Here is a 21961-nt window from a genome sequence, read left to right as displayed (position 1 = left end):
CCTGGCCGGCTGCCGATCGCCCGGGCCTAGGGCTGCTCCGCCTGCCACTCCAGCGGGATCTCCGACGCGGGCGTCGTGCTGGGAGGGATGTCGTACTGGCGGATCAGGAGGTTCACCATATCGTGGAAGGCCGGGATGGCCCCACCGCTGGTGCGGTTCGTCTGCGGGCTGTCGAAGAGCGTGACGACCACGAACTCCGGGTCGTCCACGGGGAACACGCCCGCCACCGAGATCATCATGCGGCTCGGGTCGTAGCCGGAGCCGTTCTCGAAGGCCATCTGCGCCGTGCCGGTCTTCGCGGCGATGCGGTAGCCCTCGATCGGGAACGTGTCGTAGCCGTAGTCGGTCACCACGTGCTCGAGCACCTCGAGCGTCTCCTGCGCGGTCTCGGCGCTCACGGCGCGCTCACCCTCCGGGAGCTCGGGCTCGACCACCTCGCCCTCGGGCGTCGTGCAGCTGTCGATGAGGCGCACGGGCAGGTGCACGCCGTCGTTGGCGAGCGCCTGGTAGCCGGAGGCGAGCTGCATCGGCGTGGCCGAGAGGCCCTGGCCGAACAGCGACGTGAGCTGCGTCTGCGGGTCGATCGTCCTCGGGTCGTGCAGCACGCCGCGCTGCTCGCCGGCGAAGCCGACCGCGGTGGGCTCCCCGAAGCCGAAGCGCTCGAAGGAGTCGTACAGGTCGACCCGGTCGAGGTCCTCCGCGAGCCGCGACATGCCGGAGTTCGAGGAGTTCACGAGCACGCCGGCCGCGGTCCACTGCTCGACGCCGTGCGAGTGGGCGTCGCGCACGCGCGCGCCCGCCGCCTCGTAGACCCACGGCACGCTGAGCTCGTCGTCGGTCTCGATCTGGTCGAGCTCGAGCATGGTCGCGAAGGCGAAGGTCTTCCAGATCGAGCCGGGCTCGTAGGCCGCGGTGAAGGCGCGCGAGCCTCGATCCTGAGATCGGGATGCGGTGGGGTCGTTGGGGTCGACGGTGGGCGACTCGGCGACGGCGGCGACGGTGCCGTCGGTGCGCATCACGATCGTCGTGCCGCTGCGCGCCCGCAGCTGCGCGGTGTACTGCGCGGTCAGCTGCTGCACCTGGTACTGCAGGTCGGCGTCGATCGTGAGCTCGACGGTGCCGCCGTCGACGGCGGGGTCCGTGACGACCGAGCCGGGGATCGGCGTGCCGTCGGCCGAGCGGTCGAAGGTGCGGACCCCCTCCTCGGCGGCGAGGCACGCGTCGTGGCTGCGCTCGACGCCGGCGAGCGCTTCGCTCTGACCGGTGAAGCCCACCAGGTTGCCCGCCACGGAGCCCGCGGGGTAGACCCGCTGCGGGTTGAGGCGCAGGTAGACCCAGGAGATGCCGAGCTCGCGCACCGCCTCGTACTGCCTGGCGTCGAGCCCGTTCGAGAGCAGCAGGTAGTCGGACTCGGGATTGCGCTCGAGCTCGGCGTGGATGCGCGCCTGCAGGTCGTGCGGGTCGTCGCCGGTGATGGCGGCGAGCTGGAGCAGCGCGTCGGCGACCCGGAGCCCGACGATCTCGCCCTCGTCGTTGGGCTTCGGGTCGAGCACGTACTGGGGCGAGACGGTGAGGTCCCACCGGTCGACGCTCTCGGCGAGCACCGTGCCGGCCGCGTCGACGATCGGGCCGCGCGTGCCGAAGAGCGTCTGGGAGACGCCCCGGCGCCCATCCGCCTCGGCGTTGAGCGCTTCTGCGCGCACGACCTGGATGTCGGCGAGCCTGACGACGAAGGTCGCGAGCAGGGCGAAGGTCAGGATCGCCACGATCGTGGCGCGCATCTTCGTGCGCGACCGCTTGGGCTTGACGGCCACCGTCACCTCCGCCTCTCGAGCTCGCGCGAGCGAGCCTCACATCCGTGGGCCGCAGGTCCGCGCGTCGTGGACGAGGCGCTTGCTGCGATCACCAGGCACGCTACCGACGGCCTCGCCATCACCGGCGCCGCCACGCCCTCACTCCCCCGCAGTCGCGGGCAGCAGGCTGCCGGGCGCGGGCTGCGCAGCGTCGGCAGTCGCGGCGGCGTCCGCCGTTGCCGCATCCGCCGCTGCCGCATCCGCCGGCGCCGCATCCGCCTCGCTCGTCGCAGCGGCAGCTGCGCCTTCACCCGCGGGCAGCAGCATGCCGGGGTGCGGGCGGATCGCCGCCTCTGCCACCTGGTGCACGACCGCAGCGGCCTGGGGCTGCGACTCGAGCAGCGCGTTCGGCACGTACATCCCGTGCTGGTCGAGCGCCGGCACCTGCATGTGCAGGGCGTCGGGCCCGCCCGCGGTGGCGGTGCCGGAGAGCGTCAGGAACTGCGAGGGCTGCCCGGCCAGCATGCCGAGCTCGTCGGCGGCGACCGCGACGTGCTGCGGCGAGGAGAGCACCCCGACGTCCTCGGCGAGCGCCTGCTCGGTGCGGGCGAGCGAGCTGGACTCGCCCTGCAGGGCGGAGAGCCGGTAGGCACCTTCGCTGATCACGACCGTCAGGCCCAGCTGGGCGACGACGATGCCGGCGAGGCCCGCGAGCGCGAGCGCGCCGTGCACGAGCCGCGGTGCGCGACGCACGCGCGGCGTCGGCAGGGCCCGCAGGTGGCGGTCGAGGCCCGTCTCCTCCTGCGGTCCGGCCTGCTCCTGGGGCTCTGGCTGCGAGTGGATGCGTGCGATGGCAACGGCGCTCATGGCTGCTCCCCCTTGGTGGTGTGCTGCTGCGAACGGGTGATGTCGGTGGGGCGGATGCGCTCGGCCGCGCGGAGGCGGACGGGTGCGGATCGCGGGTTCCTCGCGCGCTCGTCCTCGTCGGCGAGCTCTGCGCCGCGGACGAGCAGCCGCAGGTGGGGAGCGTGGTCCGGCAGCTCGACCGGCAGGTCGCGCGGCGAGGTCGAGCTGGCCGCCGCCTGCAGCGCGCGCTTGACGATGCGGTCCTCGAGCGACTGGTACGCCAGCACGACGAGCCTCCCGCCGAGGGCGAGGGCGTCGATCGCGGCGGGCATGGTCCGCTCGAGGATCGCGAGCTCCTGGTTGACCTCGATGCGCAGCGCCTGGAAGACGCGCTTCGCCGGGTGCCCCTGGTTCATGAGCGCCCGCGGCGTCGCCGCCTGCAGGATGTCGACCAGCTGCGCAGAGGTCTCGATCGGCGACTCGGCGCGCGCCGCCACGATGGCGCGGGCGTAGCGGTCCGCGAGCTTCTCGTCGCCGTAGACGCGGAACAGCCGGGCGAGCTCGCGGTCGCTGCGCTCGGCGAGGATCGTCGCTGCCGTCACCTCGCCCGCCTGGCCCATGCGCATGTCGAGCGGCGCGTCCTTCGCGTAGGCGAAGCCGCGGTCGGCGGCGTCGAGCTGCAGGCTCGAGACCCCGAGGTCGAGCAGGATGCCGTCGGCCTCGGCCACACCGGCGGCCTCGACGGCCAGGTCGATGCGGTCGTAGGTCGTCTGCACCGGGCGGAAGCGCTCGCCGAAGCCCGCCAGGCGCTCACCGGCGAGTCGGATCGCGTCAGGGTCGCGGTCGATGCCTGCGACGACGAGCGTGGGGTGCGCCGCGAGCATCGCCTCGGTGTGGCCGCCCATGCCGAGCGTGCCGTCGACGACGACGGGAGTGCGGCCGGCAGCGGCTGCCGCCTCGATCGCCGGAGCGAGCAGCTCGAGCGTGCGCTCGAGCATCACGGGGGTGTGCAGTGCGGATGCGTCCATGTCGTCTCCCTGCTCCGTCCCGGCCCCTGATCCCCATCCGCGCGACGCGACACCGGGGAAGGTGTGTCGCGGCGCCCAGCTGAGGGTCACGGGCAGGGTCAGAAGATGCCGGGGATCACCTCCTCCGTGGTGCTCGCGAAGTCGGCCTCCTTGGCCGCGTAGTACTCGTTCCAGGCCGCGGTGTCCCAGATCTCGGCGCGGGTGCCCGCGCCGATCACGGTGAGCTCGCGGCCGAGGCCTGCGTAGTCGCGCAGGTTGGCGGGGATGGTGACGCGGTGCTGGCTGTCGGGCTGCTCGCTCGAGGCGCCGGAGAGGAACAGTCGCAGGAAGTCGCGTGCACCGGCCGAGGTGAGGGGAGCCTGCCGGATCTGCTCGTGCACGCGCTCGAACTCGCGCAGGGAGAAGACGTAGATGCATCGCTCCTGGCCACGGGTGAGCACGAGGCCGCCCTCGAGCTCCTGCCGGAAGCGGGCGGGCAGGATCACGCGGCCCTTGTCGTCGAGCTTGGGGGTGTGCGTGCCGAGGAACACGTCGCCCCCTCTCGTCCGGCCTGCGAGATCACCGGCGTCTGCCGATGTCCTCCACCGTACTCCACAACGCGCCACTATTCCCGAGATCGCCACATTCGTAACGGCGTGTTCCCAGCGATCACGCGGCGTACAGCGGTGGAGGGATTCTGCGACGCGCGGCACCGCTGCGTTCTCGTGGCACAACGAGAAAGGACCGACTCTCGCGAGTCGGTCCTTCGGGTGGAGCGGAGTGGAGGCGTGCCTACCGCTGCTGGTTGCGGTCGTCCCACTCCTGCGAGAGGCGGTCCATCAGGCTCGGCCCCTGCTTGGCGGCGGTCGGCCCCTTGGCGGCGCCACGCGCGGCGGCAGCCTCGTCGCCAGTGGCGGGGCGCGATGCAGACAGCGCCCACAGCGCGCCGAGCACAGCCACGGCGAAGCCCGCCACGCCGATGATCGCGAGCTTCAGGCTCACGCCGACGACGATGAGCACCAGCCCGACGACGACGCCGAGGAGGCCGACGGCCACCTTCGTGTAGTCGACGGTGCGCGGACCGGCTGACGTGTTGACGATGTCAGCCTCGTGCTTGTAGAGATTGCGCTCCATCTCGTCGAGGAGTCGCTGCTCGTGCTCGGAGAGGCCCATCCCGCACCCCCTTCACTTCGACCGGTGCCCCGACAGTCTATGCACTCCGGCTGTCAATAGCATGTGTCTTGTGTCAGCACAGCAGCGCTTCGCTCAGGCCGTCGAGGCCTCGATCCACCACTACCTCGATGCTCGCGAGGAGGCGCTCCTCGCCATCTCCCCCGACGCCGAGCCGCTGCTGCGGCTCGTGCGCGAGATGGTCTCGGGCGGCAAGCGGGTGCGCAGCGCCTTCGTGCTCTGGGGCTGGCACGCCGTCACCGCTGCGGGGCCCGACGCATCCCGCACCGCCGGCACCGAGCAGGACCCCGGATGGGCCGACGCCGTCGGCGTCGCGACGGCGATGGAGCTCTTCCACGCCGCGGCCCTCGTGCACGACGACATCATCGACCAGTCGGACACCCGCAGGGGCAGGCCCGCGATGCACCGCTCGCTCGAGGCGATGCACCGCGACGGCCAGTGGGTCGGCGACGCCGCGCCCTGGGGCGAGCACGCCGCGGTGCTCGTCGGCGACCTGCTGCTGAACTGGGCCGACGACCGGATGCTCGGGGCCACGCGCGGCACGGCGAACGGTGACGCGGTGCACGACGCCTACCGGCGGATGCGCGAGGAGGTCACCTTCGGGCAGTACCTCGACGTGCTCGAGGAGGCGGCGTGGATCCGGCAGGAGCCCGGCGCGCTGCTCGAGCGCGCGCACACCGTCGCGATCTACAAGTCGGCGAAGTACTCGGTGGAGGCGCCGCTGACGCTCGGCGCCCTCCTCGGCGATGCGGATGAGCGGCAGCTCGAATCGCTCGCCGGCTACGGACTGCCCGTCGGCGTCGCCTTCCAGATGCGCGACGACCTGCTGGGCGTCTTCGGCGACCCCGAGCTGACGGGCAAGCCCGCCGGCGACGACCTGCGGGAGGGCAAGCGCACCGTGCTGATCGAGATCGCTCGCCAGCGCCTCTCCTCCGGGGTGCGCACGATGCTCGACGAGCTGCTGGGCGATCGCGAGCTCGACGATCGCCAGATCGCCATCCTGCAGGACGCGATCCAGCGCTCGCAGGCACCGGCGCGGCTCGAGACGATGATCGACCGCGCCGTCGGCGAGGCGCTCGAGGCGCTGCACGAGGGCGAGCTGTCGCGCTCGGCCGTGCTCGAGCTCGAGCGGCTCGCCGACACGCTCGCGAACCGCGACCGCTAGCTGCTCAGGCCTGGGTCTGCGCCACCCGCCGCACCTCGGCCTTGCGGTTCTGCTTGAGCGCCTCGAGCGGCGTCGTGCCCAGCGCGTCGTCGACGCCGATCAGCCAGTCGATCGCCTCGTCCTCGGTGAGGCCGAGGTCGAGGAGCACGAGCAGCGTGCCGCGCACCTCTGACATCGGCTCACCGTCGCGCAGCACCGCGGCGGGCACCTGCAGCGGCCCGTTCCTGCGGGTCGCCGGCAGGCGGTGCTCCTGGATCAGCTGGCGGATGCGCCCCACGGGCTCGCCGAGGAGCTCCACGAGGTCGGGGACGGTGAGCCAGTCGTGCTCCGGGTTCGCGGTGTCGTGCTTCACGCATCCATCATGCCGTGCCCACGGGCGGCATGTCGCGCCGCAGACGGCGTGGAGCACCGGCTTCCGGCCGCGCAGCGCCTAGTCTCGCTGCGTGACTGCCGACTCCCGCGACCCCGTCATCGGGCGGACGATCGATCGTCGGTACGAGGTCGGCGACCGGATCGCGCGCGGTGGCATGGCGAGCGTCTACGAGGGCGTCGACCTGCGGCTCGACCGGAAGGTCGCCGTCAAGGTCATGCACCCGCACCTGGGCGACGACCCCGACTTCCGCGAGCGCTTCATCCAGGAGGCGAAGGCCGCCGCGAGGCTCGCCCACCCGAACGTCGTCAACACCTACGACCAGGGCGAGGAGGGTGAGCTCGCCTGGCTGATCATGGAGCTCGTCCCGTCCATCACCCTGCGCGACCTGCTGGCCGAGCGCGGCCGCATCACGCCGGAGCAGTCGCTCGACGTGCTCGAAGCCGTGCTCGCCGGCCTCGCGGCGGCGCACCGCGCCGGCATCGTGCACCGCGACCTGAAGCCCGAGAACATCCTGCTCGCGCACGACGGGCGCATCAAGATCGGCGACTTCGGGCTGGCGCGCGCTGCCACCGCCAACACCGCGACCGGCAAGGCGCTGCTCGGCACGATCGCCTACCTCTCCCCCGAGCTCGTCACGCGCGGCATCGCCGATGCCCGCAGCGACATCTACGCGGTCGGCATCATGCTCTTCGAGATGCTGACCGGCACGCAGCCGTTCACGGGCGACGAGCCGATGCAGATCGCCTTCCAGCACGCCAACGACGAGGTGCCGCTGCCCTCGAGCGCCGCGAGCGGCATCCCCGAGGCCCTCGACGGCCTCGTGCACTGGGCGACGCAGCGCGATGCCAACCTGCGACCAGCCGACGCGGGCGAGATGCTCGCAGAGGTGCACGCGATCCGCGCGCGCGGCATCGACACCCCGACGACCGTGCTGCCGTTCCTGACGGAGGACGACCGATCGACGACCGTCATCGAGCGGCCGAAGCGCCAGCGGCGGCCCATGGTCGCCGAGCCGGAGGTCGTGCAGGACGCCGGCGATGGCGTCGCGACGACCGCGCTCTCTCGCCGGGTCACCGTGCGACGGCGGCGAGGCATCCTGTGGCTCGCGCTCGTGCTCCTCGGTGCGCTGGTGGCTGCGGGCGTCGGCTGGTGGTTCAACCTGGGACCCGGGGGCGACACGACGGTGCCGGAGGTCGCGGGCGAGAGCCGCGACTCGGCCGTCGCGCTGCTGGCCGATCAGGGCATCGACGTCTCGGAGGCCGTCGAGGAGCCCGACTACGACGTGCCGAGCGGCACGGCGCTGCACACCTCTCCGCCCGCGGGCACGGTGCTCAGCAGGGGCGAGAGCGTGCAGCTCGTGCTCTCCTCCGGGCGTCGGCAGCTGCCGCTGCCGGAGGTCGCCGGCATGCAGGAGGAGCAGGCGCGCACCGCGATCGAGGAGGCCGAGTTCTCGGTCGCCGACGAGGTCGACCGGCTCTTCGACTCGAGCGACGCAGGCACGGTCATGGCCGGCTTCGCCGACGGCACGCCCATCGCCGAGCTCGAGACGCTCGAGGAGCGCTCCGCGATCGCGCTGCGGGTCTCGCTCGGTCCCGTCCCGGTGGCGGCCGGCCAGAGCGCCGACGAGGCGCGCGCGGCCCTCGAGGCCGCCCGGCTCGTCGCCGACTTCTCCGCCGAGGAGCACTCCACCGAGGTGCCCGTCGGCCACCTCATCAGCGTCGCCGTGCCCGACGGCGCGGTGCGGCAGGGCGCCACGATCTCGGGCGTCGTCTCGCTCGGTCCCGAGCTCGTCGAGGTGCCGGAGGTGGTGGGCCTGCCGGTCGAGGAGGCCCTGCAGACGCTGCGCGACGCACGCCTGGTCCCCGACCTGCAGACGAGCATCCCCGAGCAGCTCTGGGGCGTGCCGGGCATGGACATCGTCTCGCAGGAGACCGAGGCGGGCACGATGGTCGAGGTCGACTCGACCGTCGTCGTCACCGCGACCTTCTAGCCGCCCCGCGCACCTCGGACGAGCGGCCCGCCGCTACGCGCGCGAGGCGGCGCGCAGCTCCTCGGCGACGAGGAACGCCAGCTCGAGCGACTGCATGTGGTTGAGGCGGGGGTCGCAGAGCGACTCGTAGCGGCTCTCGAGCGCGAGCTCGTCGATGGCCTCCGAGCCGCCGAGGCACTCGGTGACGTCATCGCCCGTGAGCTCGACGTGGATGCCGCCCGGGAAGGTGCCCACCTGCTTGTGCGCCTCGAAGAAGCCGCGCACCTCATCCACGACATCGTCGAAGCGGCGCGACTTGTAGCCGTTCTTCGTCGTGATGCCGTTGCCGTGCATCGGGTCGGTGACCCACAGCGGCGTCGACTCGAGCGACTTCGACGCCTCGAGCAGGCCGGGGAGCACGTCGCGGATGCGGCCGGCGCCCATGCGCGTGATGAAGGTCAGGCGGCCGGGCTCGCGATCGGGGTCGAGCCTGTCGACGAGCGCCTCCATGTCAGCGGGCGTCGTGGTCGGGCCGAGCTTCACGCCGATCGGGTTGCGCACCCGCGAGAAGAAGTCGACGTGCGCGCCGTCGAGCTCGCGCGTGCGCTCGCCGATCCACTGGAAGTGGCTCGAGGTGTTGTACGCGAGGCCGGTGCGCGAGTCGATGCGCGTCATCGGGCGCTCGTAGTCCATCAGCAGGCCCTCGTGGCCGGTGAAGAACTCGACGCCCTTCAGCTCGTCGAAGTTCGCGCCCGCCGCCTCCATGAAGCGCACGGCGCGATCGATCTCGCCTGCGAGCGCCTCGTAGCGCGCGAACGAGGGGTTCTGCGCGAAGCCCTTGTTCCAGGAGTGCACCTGCCGCAGGTCGGCGAAGCCACCCTGCGTGAAGGCGCGCACGAGGTTGAGCGTCGAGACGGCCATGTGGTAGCCCCGCAGGATGCGCTCGGGGTCGGCGGCACGAGACTCGGGGGTGAAGTCGTAGCCGTTGACGATGTCGCCGCGGTAGGCGGGCAGCGTCAGGTCGCCGCGCGTCTCGGTGTCGCTCGAGCGCGGCTTCGCGAACTGGCCGGCCATCCGCCCCATCTTGATGACGGGCATCGCGGCACCGTAGGTGAGCACGACCGCCATCTGGAGGATGGTCTTCACCCGGTTGCGGATGTTGTCGGCGGTGGCACCGGCGAAGGTCTCGGCGCAGTCGCCGCCCTGCAGCAGGAACGCCTCGCCGCGCGCGGCAGCCGCGAGGCGGTCGCGCAGCTGGTCGACCTCGCCGGCGAAGACGAGCGGCGGTGCGCTGCGCAGCTCGCGGCGCACCCGGTCGATGGCCGCCTCGTCGAGCCACGCGGGCTGCTGCTTGATCGGCAGCGCGCGATAGGCGTCGAGGCCCCGTTCGATCGAGACGGGGTCGGCGGCGCCGCTCCCGGTCATCTCGGGCGTGGCCATCGTGTCAGTCATGCATGCCTCAATGCTCAGCGGCGCGAGTGCGCCGCGGGTCAGTCTACTGAGATGGGATGCGTCAGCGGCGCGCGGCGAGCGCCTTGCGCTCCGCCTCGACGCGCGCCTTCACGCTCGAGGCGTAGACGTCGACGTACTCCTGATCGGAGAGCCGGTTGAGGCTCACCATGATCTCGTCGGTGATGGAGCGCAGCACGAAGCGGTCGCCCTCGAGGTTGTAGTAGCGGGAGAAGTCGATCGGCTCGCCGAAGATCATGCCGATGCGCCCCACGCGCGGCAGTCGGCGGCCGATGGGCATGATCTTCTCGGTGTCGACCATCACGCACGGGACGACGGGCACGCGCGCGTCGAGGACCATGCGGGCGACGCCGGTGCGGCCGCGGTAGAGCTTGCCGTCGGGGCTGCGGGTGCCCTCGGGGTAGATGCCGATGAGCTGGCCGTCCTGCAGCTTCTCGAGCGCGGCGTTCAGGCTCTGCGAGCTGCGCTCACCACCGGAGCGGTCGATCGGCAGCTGGCCGATGGCGAGGAAGAACCAGCGGATGAGCTTGCCCTTGATCCCCGTGCCGTCGAAGTAGTCGGACTTCGCGAGGAAGTAGACGCGACGGTCGAGCGCCAGCGGCATCAGGAAGGAGTCGATGACCGAGAGGTGATTGCCGGCGATGATGGCGCCGCCCTGCTCAGGCAGGTTGTCGAGCCCGACCACCCACGGGCGGAACACCCGCGTCATGTACGGACCGACCACCCAGTGCCGCAGCAACCAGTAGATCATCGTCACCTCCTCGGTGCATCGAGCCTAGGGCAGCGCGGTGCGCTCGACGGACATGCGCGCCGTGAGGGATCCTCGGCACGTCCGACCCTAGACTGACGCACAACGCACGAACGCCGAAGGAGTCCCAGTGCCTCAGTTCACCGCCCCCGAGGGTGTCATCCCTCCTGTCGTCGCCCCCGACCCGGACGCGAACATCACGGACCTCCTCGAGGACACCGTCGCCGCGCATCCGGAGCTCGCACTGTTCTCCGTCCCCGACGGCGAGGGCTGGCGGGACATCTCCGCCACCGAGTTCCGTCGGCGCGTGGTCGAGCTGGCCAAGGGCTTCGTCGCGGCGGGCGTGCAGCCGGGCGACGCCGTGGGCTTCATGTGCAAGGTGCGCTACGAGTTCTCGCTCGTCGACTTCGCGCTCTTCTACGCCGGGGCGCACATGGTGCCGGTCTACGAGACCTCCGCACCCTCGCAGATCCAGTGGATCCTCTCCGACAGCGGTGCCACGCGCGTGATCCTCGAGGACGCCGACCTGGTATCGCGCTTCGACGAGGCGCACGGCGACCTGCCCGCCGTCGCCGACGTCTGGCGCATCGACCGCGGCGACCTCGATCGCCTCGTCGAGCAGGGCAAGGAGGTCTCGGACGACGAGATCGACACCCGCCGCCGAGCAGCGGTCGGCAGCGACCTCGCGACCCTCATCTACACCTCGGGCTCGACCGGCCGCCCCAAGGGCACGATCCTCACCCACTCGAACTTCGTCGAGCTGTGCCGCAACGCGAAGGTCGAGATGGCCGAGGTCGTGGCCCCCGGCTCCTCCACGCTGCTGTTCGTGACGCAGGCGCACGTGTTCGCGCGCTTCATCTCGATCCTCGCGGTCGCCGCCGGCGTGCGCGTCGGCCACCAGGCCGACACCACCAAGCTGCTGCCGGCGATGTCGTCGTTCAAGCCCTCGTTCTTCCTCGCCGTGCCGCGCGTGTTCGAGAAGGTCTACAACGCGAGCGAGCAGAAGGCCGAGGCCGGCGGCAAGGGCAACATCTTCCGCGCGGCCGCCAAGGCTGCCGTCGAGCACTCGAAGGCGCTCGACGCGGGCAAGGTGCCGCTCGGCCTCAAGCTGCGCTTCGCGGCGCTCGACGCGCTCGTGCTCAAGAAGCTGCGCGTGGCGCTCGGCGGCAACGTCAAGTACGCCGTCTCGGGCTCTGCCCCGCTCGGCTCCTTCCTCGCGCACTTCTACCGCTCGCTCGGCATCCACATCCTGGAGGGCTACGGCCTCACCGAGACGACGGCGCCGCTCACGGTCAACGTGCCCTCGAAGTTCAAGATCGGCACCGTCGGCCCCGCGCTGCCGGGCAACGGCGTCAAGATCGCTGAGGACGGCGAGATCCTCGGCAAGGGCTTCGCGGTGTTCCAGGGCTACTGGAACAACGAGGAGGCGACGCGCGAGTCGTTCACCGAGGACGGCTGGTTCCACACCGGCGACATCGGCCAGCTCGACTCCGACGGCTACCTCACCATCACGGGCCGCAAGAAGGAGATCATCGTCACGGCGGCGGGCAAGAACGTCGCGCCGAACGTGCTCGAGGATCCGATCCGCTCGAACACCATCATCGGGCAGCCGGTCATCGTGGGCGACCAGCGCAAGTTCATCGCCGCGCTCATCACGCTCGACGCAGAGATGCTCGCGACCTGGCTGAAGAACAACGGGCACGACGCCTCGATGACGCTCGAGCAGGCCGCGGCGCACCCGGCGGTCATCGACGAGGTGCGCTCCGCGATCCAGCGCGCGAACAAGCAGGTCTCGCGCGCCGAATCGGTGCGCAAGTTCGCCATCATCCCCGTCGAGTTCATCGAGGCCAACGGCCACCTGACGCCGAAGATGTCTATCAAGCGCCACAACATCCTGAAGGACTTCGAGGCCCGGATCGAGGACATCTACGCCTCGAACTCCACCGCGCACGACGTCGGCGAGTGACCGGCGCCGCCGGGGCCCGTCGATGATCGTCCCAGACGCTTCACCCGACACCGCGGCGGTCGCCGATCACTACGACGAGCTCGACGCGCTCTACCGGCGCCTGTGGGGCGAGCACGTGCACCACGGCCTGTGGACGACGGGTCGCGAGAGCCCGACCGAGGCGGTCGAGGCGCTCGTCGACGCGGTCGGCGACCGGTTGCAGCTGTCGCCGGGCGACTCCGGCGTCGACATCGGATGCGGCTACGGCGGCACCGCGCGTCGCCTCGCGTCGCGTCGTGGCGTGCGAGTCACCGGCTTCACGCTCTCCGGCGAGCAGGCCAGGCATGCCGCGCAGCACCCGGTCGACGGCGTCGACGTCCGAGTCGGCGACTGGCTCGAGAACGGCTTGCCCGACGCCTCGGCCGATGCTGCCTGGGCGATCGAGTCGAGCGAGCACATGGAGGACAAGCCGGGCTTCTTCGCCCAGGCGCACCGCGTCGTGCGCCCTGGCGGCCGCGTCGTCGTCTGCGCGTGGCTCGCTGAGACGGGCGCGAGCGGCTGGAAGGTGCGGCACCTGCTCGAGCCGATCTGCCGCGAGGGCCGCCTGCCGTCGATGGGCACGCGCGAGGAGTATGAGGCGATGGCGCGCGCCGCGGGCTTCGAGGTGCTCGACCACGAGGACGTCAGCCGCCGGGTCGCGCGCACCTGGACGATCTGCGCCCGCAGGCTCGCGCGCTCGGTCTTCGTCGACCGCGACACCCGCCAGCTCGCGCGCGAGGGTCGCAACCGCATCTTCGCCCTGTCGTTCCCAAGGCTCATCCTCGCGTACCGCACCGGCGCGATGCGCTACGGCATCTTCACCCTCGAGCGGCCGGCGACGGGATGAGACCCAGGCTGCCCTCCGGCGGCGGTCAGTACCAGGAGGCCTTGCGCACCTCGGCCATCGCGACCGCGCGCGTCTCCTTCTCGAGCGCCTGCAGGTAGAGCTTGCCGTCCAGGTGCGCCACCTCGTGCTGCAGCATCTGCGCCATGAGGCCCTCGCCCTCGAGCACGAGCTCCTGCCCCTCCAGGTCGACGCCGACGACGCGGCAGTAGGGATGGCGCGGGGTCGGGAAGCCGAGCTCCGGCACCGAGAGGCAGCCCTCGTCGACCAGCTGGGGCTCGCCGCGCACCTCGTCGATGCGCGGGTTGAGCACGTACCCGAGCCGCCCGTCGACGAGGAACGAGAAGGCTGCCTTCGCGACGCCGATCTGGTTCGCGGCGACGCCGGCTCGGCCGGGCACCTGCACGGTGTCGAGCAGATCCTGCACGAGCGCCGCGGTCGCCGGCGCCGTCGGGTCGACGGGGGTCGCGCGCTCGCGCAGCACCGGGTCGCCGAAGACGCGGATCTCGCGGACGCTCACGCCGGCTTCACCACCGCGATGAGGTCACCGGCCTCGACGGGCGTCGTGCCGGTGAGCGCGAGGCGCTCGACCGTGCCGGCGACGGGCGTCGTGATCGCCGCCTCCATCTTCATCGCCTCGATCGTCGCGACCGCGTCGCCCGCGGCGAGCGTGTCGCCCTCCGCGACCTTGACCGTGACCGCGCCGGCGAAGGGAGCCGCGACCTGGCCCGGCACCGACGCATCCGCCTTCTCGACCTGGGGCTTGTCGACCTGCACGGAGCGGTCGCGCACGTACACGGGGCGCAGCTGGCCGTTGAGCACGGTCATGACCGTGACCATGCCGTCGTCGTCGGGCTCGCCGACCGCCTCGAGCTCGACGTTCAGGGTGACGCCGCGGCCGATGCCGACCTGGTGCTCCTCGCCGGCCTGCATGCCGTAGAGGTAGTCGATCGTGTCGACGACCGAGAGGTCGCCGTAGAGGCGGCGGCTCTCGTCGAAGGCCTTGGTCGGGCCAGCGAAGAGCAGCTCGTTGAGCGCGTGCTGCCGGTCGACGCCCAGCGCCTCGAGCCGCGCTGCCTGCTCGGGCTCGAGCGGCTTCACCGAGATGTCGACGTCGCGACCCTCGAGCACCTTCGAGCGGAAGGGCTCGGGCCAGCCGCCCGGCAGGTCGCCGAGCTCGCCGGCCATGAAGCCGATGACGGAGTCTGGGATGTCGTACTTGCGCGGGTCCCGCTCGAAGTCGTCGGGGTCGACGCCCTGCGCCACGAGCTGCAGCGCGAGGTCGCCGACGACCTTCGACGAGGGGGTGACCTTCGTCGGGCGGCCGAGGATGCGCGATGCGGCCGCGTACCAGTCCTCGATCTTCTCGAAGTCGTCGGCGAGCCCGAGCGCGATCGCCTGCTGGCGCAGGTTGGAGAGCTGCCCGCCCGGGATCTCGTGGTGGTAGACGCGGCCCGTGGGACCGGGCAGGCCCGACTCGAAGGGCTTGTAGAGGCGGCGGACGGCCTCCCAGTAGGGCTCGAGGTCGCTGACGGCGGCGAGCGAGAGGCCCGTGTCGCGCTCCGTGTGCGCGACGGCCGCGACGAGCGCCGAGAGCGAGGGCTGGCTCGTGGTGCCGGCCATCGCAGCGCTCGCGACGTCGACCGCGTCGACGCCCACGGCCGAGGCGGCGAGCAGCGTCGCGAGCTGGCCTCCGGCGGTGTCGTGCGTGTGCAGGTGCACGGGCAGGTCGAAGCGCTCGCGCAGCGCCGCGACGAGCTTCGAGGCCGCGCCCGCGCGCAACAGGCCCGCCATGTCCTTGATCGCGAGCACGTGCGCGCCCGCGTCGACGATGCGCTCGGCGAGGCCGAGGTAGTAGTCGAGCGTGTAGAGATCCTCGGCCGGGTCGAGCAGGTCGCCCGAGTAGCACAGCGCCACCTCTGCGACCGTCGTGCCGGTCGCGAGCACCGCGTCGATCGCCGGGCGCATCTGGTCGACGTCGTTGAGCGCGTCGAAGATGCGGAAGACGTCGATCCCGGTCGCAGCCGCCTCCTCGACGAAGGCGGTCGTCACCTCGGTCGGGTAGGGCGTGTAGCCGACGGTGTTGCGGCCGCGCAGCAGCATCTGCAGCGGGATGTTCGGCATCTCCTCGCGGATGCGCGCCAGGCGCTCCCAGGGGTCCTCGCCGAGGAAGCGCAGCGCGACGTCGTAGGTCGCCCCGCCCCACGCCTCCATGGAGAGCAGCTGCGGCGTCATGCGGGCGACGTGCGGCGCGACGGCGACGAGGTCGGCCGTGCGCACGCGGGTGGCGAGCAGCGACTGGTGCGCGTCGCGGAACGTGGTCTCGGTCACGGCGAGCGAGGTGCGCTGGCGGAGCGCGTCGGCCCACCCCTGCGGGCCCAGCTCCTGCAGCCGCTGGCGCTCGCCGTCGGGCGCGGGAGCCTCGAGGTCGATGGCGGGCAGCTTGATCGCCGGGTTGATGACGCCGTCGGCCGAGCCGTGCGGCTTGTTGACGGTGACGTCGGCGAGCCACGAGAGCACCTTCGAGGCGCGGTCCTTCGGCGGGTTGATCCGCGTGAGCTCGGGGTGCTCGTCGATGAAGTGGGTGGAGACGTCGCCGGCCCGGAACTGCTCGTTGTCGAGCAGGTTGAGCAGGAACGGGATGTTCGAGGCGACGCCGCGGATGCGGAACTCGCTCACCGCGCGGTGGGCACGGCGGATCGCGGTGTCGAGGTCGCGGCCGCGGCACGTGACCTTCGCCAGCATCGAGTCGAAGTGCGGGCTCACCTCGGTGCCGGGGTTGATCGTGCCGCCGTCGAGGCGCACTCCCGCGCCGCCGGGCGAGCGATAGGCGGTGATGCGGCCGGTGTCGGGGCGGAAGCCGTCGGCGGGGTTCTCGGTGGTGACGCGGCACTGGAGCGCGGCGCCGTGCATGGAGATCTGGTCCTGCAGCAGGCCGAGGTCGGCGAGGGTCTCCCCCGCCGCGATGCGGATCTGGCTGCCGACGAGGTCGACGTCGGTGATCTCCTCCGTGACGGTGTGCTCGACCTGGATGCGCGGGTTCATCTCGATGAACACGTGCTCGCCGGCGCGCTCGCCCGCGGTGTCGAGCAGGAACTCCACGGTGCCCGCGTTGACGTAGCCGATCGACTTCGCGAAGGCGACGGCGTCGCGGTAGAGCGCCTGGCGCTGCTCGTCGCTCAGGTTGGGCGCCGGGGCGATCTCGACCACCTTCTGGTGGCGGCGCTGCACCGAGCAGTCGCGCTCGAACAGGTGCACGGTCTCGCCGGTCGCGTCGGCGAGGATCTGCACCTCGATGTGGCGCGGCCGCACGACCGCCTGCTCGATGAACATCGTGGCGTCGCCGAAGGCGCTGTCGGCCTCGCGCATCGCGGCCTCGAGCGCATCCCGGAGATCCTCGCGACGCTCGACCAGGCGCATCCCCCGGCCGCCGCCGCCGGCGACCGCCTTGCAGAAGACCGGGAAGCCGATCTCGTCGGCGCCGGCGACGAGCACCTCGAGGTCGGTCGTCGCGGGGGTCGACCGCAGCACCGGCACGCCTGCGGCGATCGCGTGCTCCTTGGCCGTGACCTTGTTGCCGGCCATCGCCAGCACCGAGGGGCCGGGCCCCACGAAGGTGATGCCCGCCTCGGCCGCCGCGGTCGAGAGCTCGGGGTTCTCGCTGAGGAAGCCGTAGCCGGGGTAGATCGCGTCGGCGCCGGCATCCTTGGCGACGCGGATGATCTCGCTGACCGACAGGTAGGCGCGCACCGGGCGGCCCGGCTCGCCGATCTGGTAGGCCTCATCCGCCTTCTGGCAGTGGAGCGAGTTGCGGTCTTCGTGGGCGTAGACCGCGACCGTCCTGATCCCGAGCTCATTCGCTGCTCGGAAGGCACGGATCGCGATCTCGCCGCGGTTGGCTACGAGCAGCTTCTTGAACATGCAGGAACCCTCCGAGGTGTGGCGGCGCTTCCGATCCAATCTAGTGCCGCTAGGCTTGGCCGCCGTGCACGTACTCTCGATCAGCTCGCTCAAGGGCGGCGTCGGCAAGACCACGGTGACGCTCGGTCTCGCCTCCGCCGCATTCGCGAAAGGCCTCCGCACGCTGGTGGTGGACCTCGACCCGCAGTCCGATGCCTCGACCGGCATGGACATCGAGATCGAGGGCAGGCTCAACATCGCCGATGTGCTCGCGAACCCGAAGGACAAGGTCGTGCAGCAGGCGATCTCGCCCTCCGGGTGGACGCAGGGCCACGGCGGCACCATCGACGTGCTCATCGGCTCGCCCTCGGCGATCAACTTCGACGGCCCGCACCCGACGATCAAGGACATCTGGAAGCTCGAGACGGCGCTGACGACGGTCGAGAACGACTACGACCTCGTGCTCGTCGACTGCGCGCCCTCGCTCAACGCGCTCACCCGCACGGCGTGGGCCGCCTCCGACCGCGTGCTCGTCGTGACCGAGCCCGGGCTCTTCTCGGTCGCCGCCGCCGACCGCGCCCTGCGGGCGATCGAGGAGATCCGTCGCGGCCTCAGCCCGCGCCTCCAGCCGCTCGGCATCGTCGTGAACCGCGCGCGCCCGCAGTCGCTCGAGCACCAGTACCGCATCCAGGAGCTCAAGGACATGTTCGGGCCGCTCGTGCTCGACACCGTGCTGCCCGAGCGCACGTCGATGCAGCAGGCCCAGGGCGCCGCCCGGCCGCTGCACGTCTGGCCCGGCGAGGGCGCGCAGGAGATGGCGCTGCAGTTCGACGAGCTGCTCCAGACCGTCCAGACCTCGGCCGGCCGCGCCGGCGATGAGGCCGCCTCCGGTCGCAAGCTGCCCGCGCCCACTGCTGCCGTCGACGCGACGGCAGCCGCGGAGCTCGAGGAGGCCGCGGCTGCTGAGGCAGCTGCGACGTCGAACGACGCGACCGACGAGTCGCCGCAGCGCTAGTCCTGCCCTCCACGGGCCCGCGGCCATCCTCTCGGCCGCTGCACCGCGCGCGAGTGGCGCCTCCCGCACCTGAGTGGCGCCTCCCGCACCTGAGTGGCGCCTCCCGCACCTCAGTGGCGCCTCCCGCACCTGACTGGCGACTCCCGCACCTGACTGGCGACTCCCGCACCTGAGTGGCGTGCGGCGAGGCTGACTGGCGCCTCCCGAGCGTGCCTGGTCGCTCTCGCGAGCGAGCGACGACTGCTGAAGGCGGGAGGCGTATCAGGACGATGACCGTCCGTTGTGGTGAGCGACCGGATGGCGCCACCCGGATGTGCTGGGCACCGAACGTGCGGTGCTGCCGAGCGCGGGGAGCGCCGCTGAAACGCGACGCGCCACTCACACGCCGGACCCGCCACTCACACGCCGGACCCGCCACTCACACGCCGGACCCGCCACTCACACGCCGGACCCGCCACTCACACGCCGGACCCGCCACTCACACGCCGGACCCGCCACTCACACGCCGGAGGCGCCACTCACACGCCGGAGGCGCCACTCACACGCGGGAGGCGCCACTCAGGTGCGGGGGCGCCAGTCGAGCGCGGCGGGCTCAGGCCGTGCGGCTCTTGCGCGCGCGGCGCGCGGCCAGCTCGTCGACCGGCTGCTGCTCGACCGGCGTGACCTCGAGCTCGATGAGCTGGGTCTCGACCTCGCGCAGCACCTTGCCGACGGCGATGCCGAAGACGCCCTGGCCGCGGCCCAGGAGGTCGATGACCTCGTCGCTCGACGTGCACAGGTAGACGCTCGCGCCGTCGGAGATCAGGGTCGTCTGCGTCAGGTCGCGCACACCCGCCTCGTGCAGCTGCTGGATGGCCACGCGGATCTGCTGGAGCGAGATGCCGGTGTCGAGCAGGCGCTTGACCAGCTTGAGCACGAGGATGTCGCGGAAGGAGTAGAGGCGCTGGCTGCCGGAGCCGTGCGCGGGCCGCACCGTCGGCACCACGAGACCCGTGCGAGCCCAGTAGTCGAGCTGGCGGTAGGTGATGCCCGCCGCGTCAGCGGCGATGGCGCCCTTGTAGCCGACCGAGTCGTCCTGCTGGGGCAGGCCGTCCGTGAACAGCAGGCCGAGGTCGCGACCACTGGTGTCGCCCTGATCTCCGCTGCCGTCGCGCATGGCCGTCCCTTCCGCTGTGCTGGGCTCAACCTTCAAGTTGTGGTTGAGTGTTGGCCCACCGTATCGACTCGATGCCCGGACTCCCGGGAACTCGCGAGCGGTTCGGCGTGTCGGAGGCGAGCCTACTCCCTGCCCCTGACGAGGCACAGGCGCCACACGGCCGGTCGACGGGCGATCAGGCGCCGAGCGCGTCGCGCATGAGCTGCTCGCGCACCGACTGGATGTGGCTCGCGAGGTCGCGCGCCGCCTCCGCGGCCTTCGCCTGGCTGCCCGTCTCGCGACGCCCGCGCATGGGCTTGAGGGCCGACTCGATGAGGGCTGCCTCGCGCTGCGCCGACTGCCGCATGCCCCGCAGGTGGCGCGGCTCGATGCCGAATCGCTGCAGCTCGACGAGCGCCTTGAGCGACTGCACAGCCGCCTCGCCGAAGGGCTCGGCGCCGGGCACGAGCTGGGCAGAGACGGCGTCGGCGAGCAGCTGCTTCGAGGCACCGGCCTCGCTCTGCAGCTCTGCGCGAGAGAGCCGCCGCTCGGCTCCCAGGATCGAGGGAGCCTCGACGCGGATGTTGGCGCCGGGGATCTGCGGCGTGCGGCCTGCATCGATGTCGTCGAGGTGCCCGAGGATCACCTTGAGCGGCAGGTAGTGGTCGCGCTGCAGCGTGAGGATGTAGCGCAGGCGCTCGAGGTCGGAGGCGTCGAACTTGCGGTAGCCGCTCGCGGTGCGCTGCGGCGAGATGAGCCCCTGGTCCTCGAGGAAGCGCAGCTTCGACGGAGAGAGGTCGGGGAACTCGGGCCCGAGCTTCGCGAGCACCTGGCCGATCGAGAGCAGGCCGGCGGGCTTGCGCGCAGCCTGCGCGCTCACGTGCGGGGCTCGAGGTCGAGCCGCGAGCGGTAGAAGGTGAGGCGGAACTTGCCGACCTGCACCTCTGCGCCGTCGCGCAGCACGACAGCGTCGACCCGCTCGTTGTTGTGGTACGTGCCGTTCAGCGAACCCAGGTCCCGCAGCTCGAAGCTCGTGCCCGTGCGCGCGAACTCCGCGTGCCGACGCGAGACGGTCACGTCGTCGAGGAAGATGTCGGCGTCGGGGTGGCGGCCGGCGACCGTGGAGTCCTGATCCAGCAGGAAGCGCGCGCCGACGTTGGGGCCGCGCCGCACGACGAGGATCGCGGAGCCCGAAGGCAGCGACGCGACGGCGTCGCGATCCTCTGCCGTGGTGCCCTCGATCATCGCGGCGAGCTGCGCGCGGTAGTCGTCACCCCACGACTGCGTGCTCTCGCCGTCGTTGACCGGCTTCCCGGCGTCGTGCTCAGTCATGCGCTTCCTCCACGCGGACGGGGCCGGCAAGAGCCGGCAGACGTTCAGCATAGCGATGCCGCCTGTGCTCGAGCCTCGGCCCGAGCGGCTGGGGATCGCCGCCTGAGACGCCCACCCTAGCGAATGCGCTGGCCCCGCGGGAGACGCCGACGGCGCCGGTGGATCACGCGAGGCCGACGAAGCGTCGCAGCAGCGCGGCGACCGCCGCGGCGGCGACCACCGCGACGATGAACGGCGCTCGCACGGCGAACAGCCCCGCCGCCACCAGCACGGCCGGGATGCGCGCATCCAGCACCACCCCGTCGTCGCCGCCGAGGGTCTGCACGGCGACGAGCCCGGCCAGCAGCGAGACGGTGAGCAGCTCGAGCGTGCGGCGCGGCCGCGGGCGCTCGAAGAGCCGCTGCGGCACGGCATAGCCGACGAGCTTGATGGCGAGGACCGCGATGGCGGCGAGCAGGATCAGGTGCCAGAGCGTCACGCGCGCTCCACCGTCGATCGCGGGCCGAGCCAGTTCGTGAGGCCGACGACCACGCCCACCACCGCTGCCACGATCACCGGCATGCCGGAGGGCAGCGCCGGCAGCAGCACCGCCGCGAGGGCCGCGCTCGCCGCAGCGACCGCGACCGCCTGCCGAGCGCGGAGCCGAGGCCACAGCAGCCCGACGAACGCGGCGGCCGCAGCCGCGTCGAGCCCCCACTGCTTCGGATCGCCCAGCAGGTCGCCGAGGAGCGCGCCCGCGAGGGTCGCGAGGTTCCAGCCGAGGTAGATGCCGATGCCCGTCACCCAGAAGCCGACCCGGCGCGCGGCCGGGTCGTCCTGCGCCAGGGCGACCGCCGTCGACTCGTCGATCGTCAGGTGCGCCGTGAGCGGCACCATCGCGGGTCTCGGCTGCAGCACGCTGCGCATGCTCATGCCGTACAGCGCGTTGCGCAGCCCCAGCATGGCGGCGCTCGCCACACCTGCGAATCCGCCGCCGGAGGCGATCACGCCGATGAAGGCGAACTGCGAGCCGCCCGAGAACATCAGCAGGCTCAGCGCAATCGTCTGCCACAGGTCGAGGCCGCTCGCGATGGAGAGCGCGCCGAAGGAGACGCCGTACGCGCTCGTGGCGAGCGCGACCGAGGCGCCGTCGCGCCAGGCACGACCCACCGCATCCGACCGCGTCGCACGAGACTGCACCGGATCAGCC

General features: G+C 71.8%; 20 protein-coding genes. 5 read left to right on the top strand and 15 right to left on the bottom strand.

Translation table 11 applies throughout. From position 1 onward, the window contains the following. Positions 1–26 precede the first annotated feature (26 nt). From BQ6202_RS04480 to BQ6202_RS04460, 5 genes are all read right to left on the bottom strand, one after another. Positions 27–1814, bottom strand: a complete 1788-nt coding sequence (locus BQ6202_RS04480; protein ID WP_143143639.1) for a peptidoglycan D,D-transpeptidase FtsI family protein — start codon at positions 1812–1814, stop codon at positions 27–29. A 138-nt stretch (positions 1815–1952) separates the two neighbouring features. Beyond that, on the bottom strand, positions 1953–2660 hold the full coding sequence (locus BQ6202_RS04475) for a cell division protein FtsL (RefSeq protein ID WP_072313295.1): 708 nt from the start codon (positions 2658–2660) through the stop codon (positions 1953–1955). Next, a complete protein-coding gene (rsmH, locus tag BQ6202_RS04470) occupies positions 2657–3667 on the bottom strand; it encodes a 16S rRNA (cytosine(1402)-N(4))-methyltransferase RsmH (protein ID WP_072313294.1) in 1011 nt (336 codons plus the stop codon). Before rsmH ends, BQ6202_RS04475 begins: the two co-directional genes overlap by 4 nt. A 98-nt stretch (positions 3668–3765) precedes the next feature. Continuing rightward, the gene (gene mraZ, locus BQ6202_RS04465; RefSeq protein WP_072313293.1) at positions 3766–4197 is read right to left on the bottom strand and encodes a division/cell wall cluster transcriptional repressor MraZ; all 432 of its coding nucleotides are present in this window, start codon (positions 4195–4197) and stop codon (positions 3766–3768) included. A 241-nt stretch (positions 4198–4438) separates the two neighbouring features. After that, positions 4439–4819 carry a DUF3040 domain-containing protein gene (locus BQ6202_RS04460; protein WP_072313292.1) on the bottom strand — a complete coding sequence of 127 codons (381 nt, stop codon included), beginning with the start codon at positions 4817–4819 and terminating at the stop codon, positions 4439–4441. A 70-nt stretch (positions 4820–4889) separates the two neighbouring features. On the opposite strand from BQ6202_RS04460, the gene BQ6202_RS04455 reads away from it, so the two are divergent. Beyond that, a complete protein-coding gene (locus tag BQ6202_RS04455; RefSeq protein WP_234946118.1) occupies positions 4890–6002 on the top strand; it encodes a polyprenyl synthetase family protein in 1113 nt (370 codons plus the stop codon). Between the two features lie 4 nt (positions 6003–6006). Here the strand turns inward: BQ6202_RS04455 and BQ6202_RS04450 are convergent, their stop codons facing one another. Then, on the bottom strand, positions 6007–6354 hold the full coding sequence (locus BQ6202_RS04450) for an Rv2175c family DNA-binding protein (protein ID WP_072313290.1): 348 nt from the start codon (positions 6352–6354) through the stop codon (positions 6007–6009). Positions 6355–6445: 91 nt separating this feature from the next. Here BQ6202_RS04450 and pknB point away from each other — a divergent pair, with 91 nt between their 5' ends. Next, positions 6446–8365, top strand: coding sequence for a Stk1 family PASTA domain-containing Ser/Thr kinase (pknB, locus tag BQ6202_RS04445; protein ID WP_072313289.1), 1920 nt, complete (start codon positions 6446–6448; stop codon positions 8363–8365). Positions 8366–8398: 33 nt separating this feature from the next. On the opposite strand, the gene BQ6202_RS04440 is transcribed toward pknB, so the two are convergent. Both BQ6202_RS04440 and BQ6202_RS04435 read right to left on the bottom strand, forming a co-directional pair. Further along, on the bottom strand, positions 8399–9769 hold the full coding sequence (locus BQ6202_RS04440; protein ID WP_143143681.1) for a class II 3-deoxy-7-phosphoheptulonate synthase: 1371 nt from the start codon (positions 9767–9769) through the stop codon (positions 8399–8401). Between the two features lie 88 nt (positions 9770–9857). Beyond that, positions 9858–10565 (bottom strand): lysophospholipid acyltransferase family protein, encoded by a 708-nt coding sequence (locus BQ6202_RS04435; protein WP_072313288.1) that lies wholly within the window; start codon positions 10563–10565, stop codon positions 9858–9860. Between the two features lie 127 nt (positions 10566–10692). On the opposite strand from BQ6202_RS04435, the gene BQ6202_RS04430 reads away from it, so the two are divergent. Both BQ6202_RS04430 and BQ6202_RS04425 read left to right on the top strand, forming a co-directional pair. Beyond that, positions 10693–12528: an AMP-dependent synthetase/ligase gene (locus BQ6202_RS04430; RefSeq protein ID WP_072313287.1), complete on the top strand. Its 1836-nt coding sequence runs from the start codon at positions 10693–10695 to the stop codon at positions 12526–12528. Positions 12529–12550: 22 nt separating this feature from the next. Next, positions 12551–13393 carry a class I SAM-dependent methyltransferase gene (locus tag BQ6202_RS04425; protein ID WP_072313286.1) on the top strand — a complete coding sequence of 281 codons (843 nt, stop codon included), beginning with the start codon at positions 12551–12553 and terminating at the stop codon, positions 13391–13393. Positions 13394–13418: 25 nt separating this feature from the next. On the opposite strand, the gene BQ6202_RS04420 is transcribed toward BQ6202_RS04425, so the two are convergent. Together BQ6202_RS04420 and BQ6202_RS04415 are read right to left on the bottom strand one after the other, a co-directional pair. Beyond that, complete coding sequence (locus BQ6202_RS04420; RefSeq protein WP_072313285.1) at positions 13419–13910, bottom strand: peptide deformylase; 492 nt, start codon at positions 13908–13910, stop codon at positions 13419–13421. Next, a complete protein-coding gene (locus BQ6202_RS04415; protein ID WP_072313284.1) occupies positions 13907–17311 on the bottom strand; it encodes a pyruvate carboxylase in 3405 nt (1134 codons plus the stop codon). The genes BQ6202_RS04420 and BQ6202_RS04415 overlap by 4 nt, the downstream gene beginning before the upstream one ends. 64 nt (positions 17312–17375) lie before the next feature. Between BQ6202_RS04415 and BQ6202_RS04410 the strand changes: the two genes are divergently transcribed. Next, entirely contained in the window at positions 17376–18305 is a 930-nt protein-coding gene (locus tag BQ6202_RS04410) for a ParA family protein (RefSeq protein ID WP_083587018.1), read from the top strand. Positions 18306–18897: 592 nt separating this feature from the next. On the opposite strand, the gene BQ6202_RS04405 is transcribed toward BQ6202_RS04410, so the two are convergent. The 5 genes from BQ6202_RS04405 to BQ6202_RS04385 form a co-directional block, all read right to left on the bottom strand. After that, on the bottom strand, positions 18898–19461 hold the full coding sequence (locus BQ6202_RS04405) for a MerR family transcriptional regulator (protein WP_072313283.1): 564 nt from the start codon (positions 19459–19461) through the stop codon (positions 18898–18900). Between the two features lie 175 nt (positions 19462–19636). Next, positions 19637–20320, bottom strand: coding sequence for a transcriptional regulator FtsR (gene ftsR, locus BQ6202_RS04400; RefSeq protein ID WP_072313282.1), 684 nt, complete (start codon positions 20318–20320; stop codon positions 19637–19639). Next, positions 20317–20772 carry an FHA domain-containing protein gene (locus BQ6202_RS04395; RefSeq protein ID WP_072313281.1) on the bottom strand — a complete coding sequence of 152 codons (456 nt, stop codon included), beginning with the start codon at positions 20770–20772 and terminating at the stop codon, positions 20317–20319. The genes ftsR and BQ6202_RS04395 overlap by 4 nt, the downstream gene beginning before the upstream one ends. Before the next feature lie 163 nt (positions 20773–20935). Further along, a complete protein-coding gene (locus BQ6202_RS04390) occupies positions 20936–21250 on the bottom strand; it encodes an AzlD domain-containing protein (RefSeq protein WP_072313280.1) in 315 nt (104 codons plus the stop codon). Further along, on the bottom strand, positions 21247–21951 hold the full coding sequence (locus BQ6202_RS04385) for an AzlC family ABC transporter permease (RefSeq protein ID WP_072313279.1): 705 nt from the start codon (positions 21949–21951) through the stop codon (positions 21247–21249). The genes BQ6202_RS04390 and BQ6202_RS04385 overlap by 4 nt, the downstream gene beginning before the upstream one ends. Positions 21952–21961: the final 10 nt, after the last annotated feature.

The sequence above is a fragment of the Agrococcus sp. Marseille-P2731 genome, assembly GCF_900117395.1.
Taxonomy (GTDB): Bacteria; Actinomycetota; Actinomycetes; order Actinomycetales; family Microbacteriaceae; genus Agrococcus.
This window is presented reverse-complemented; position numbering and strand designations above follow the sequence as displayed.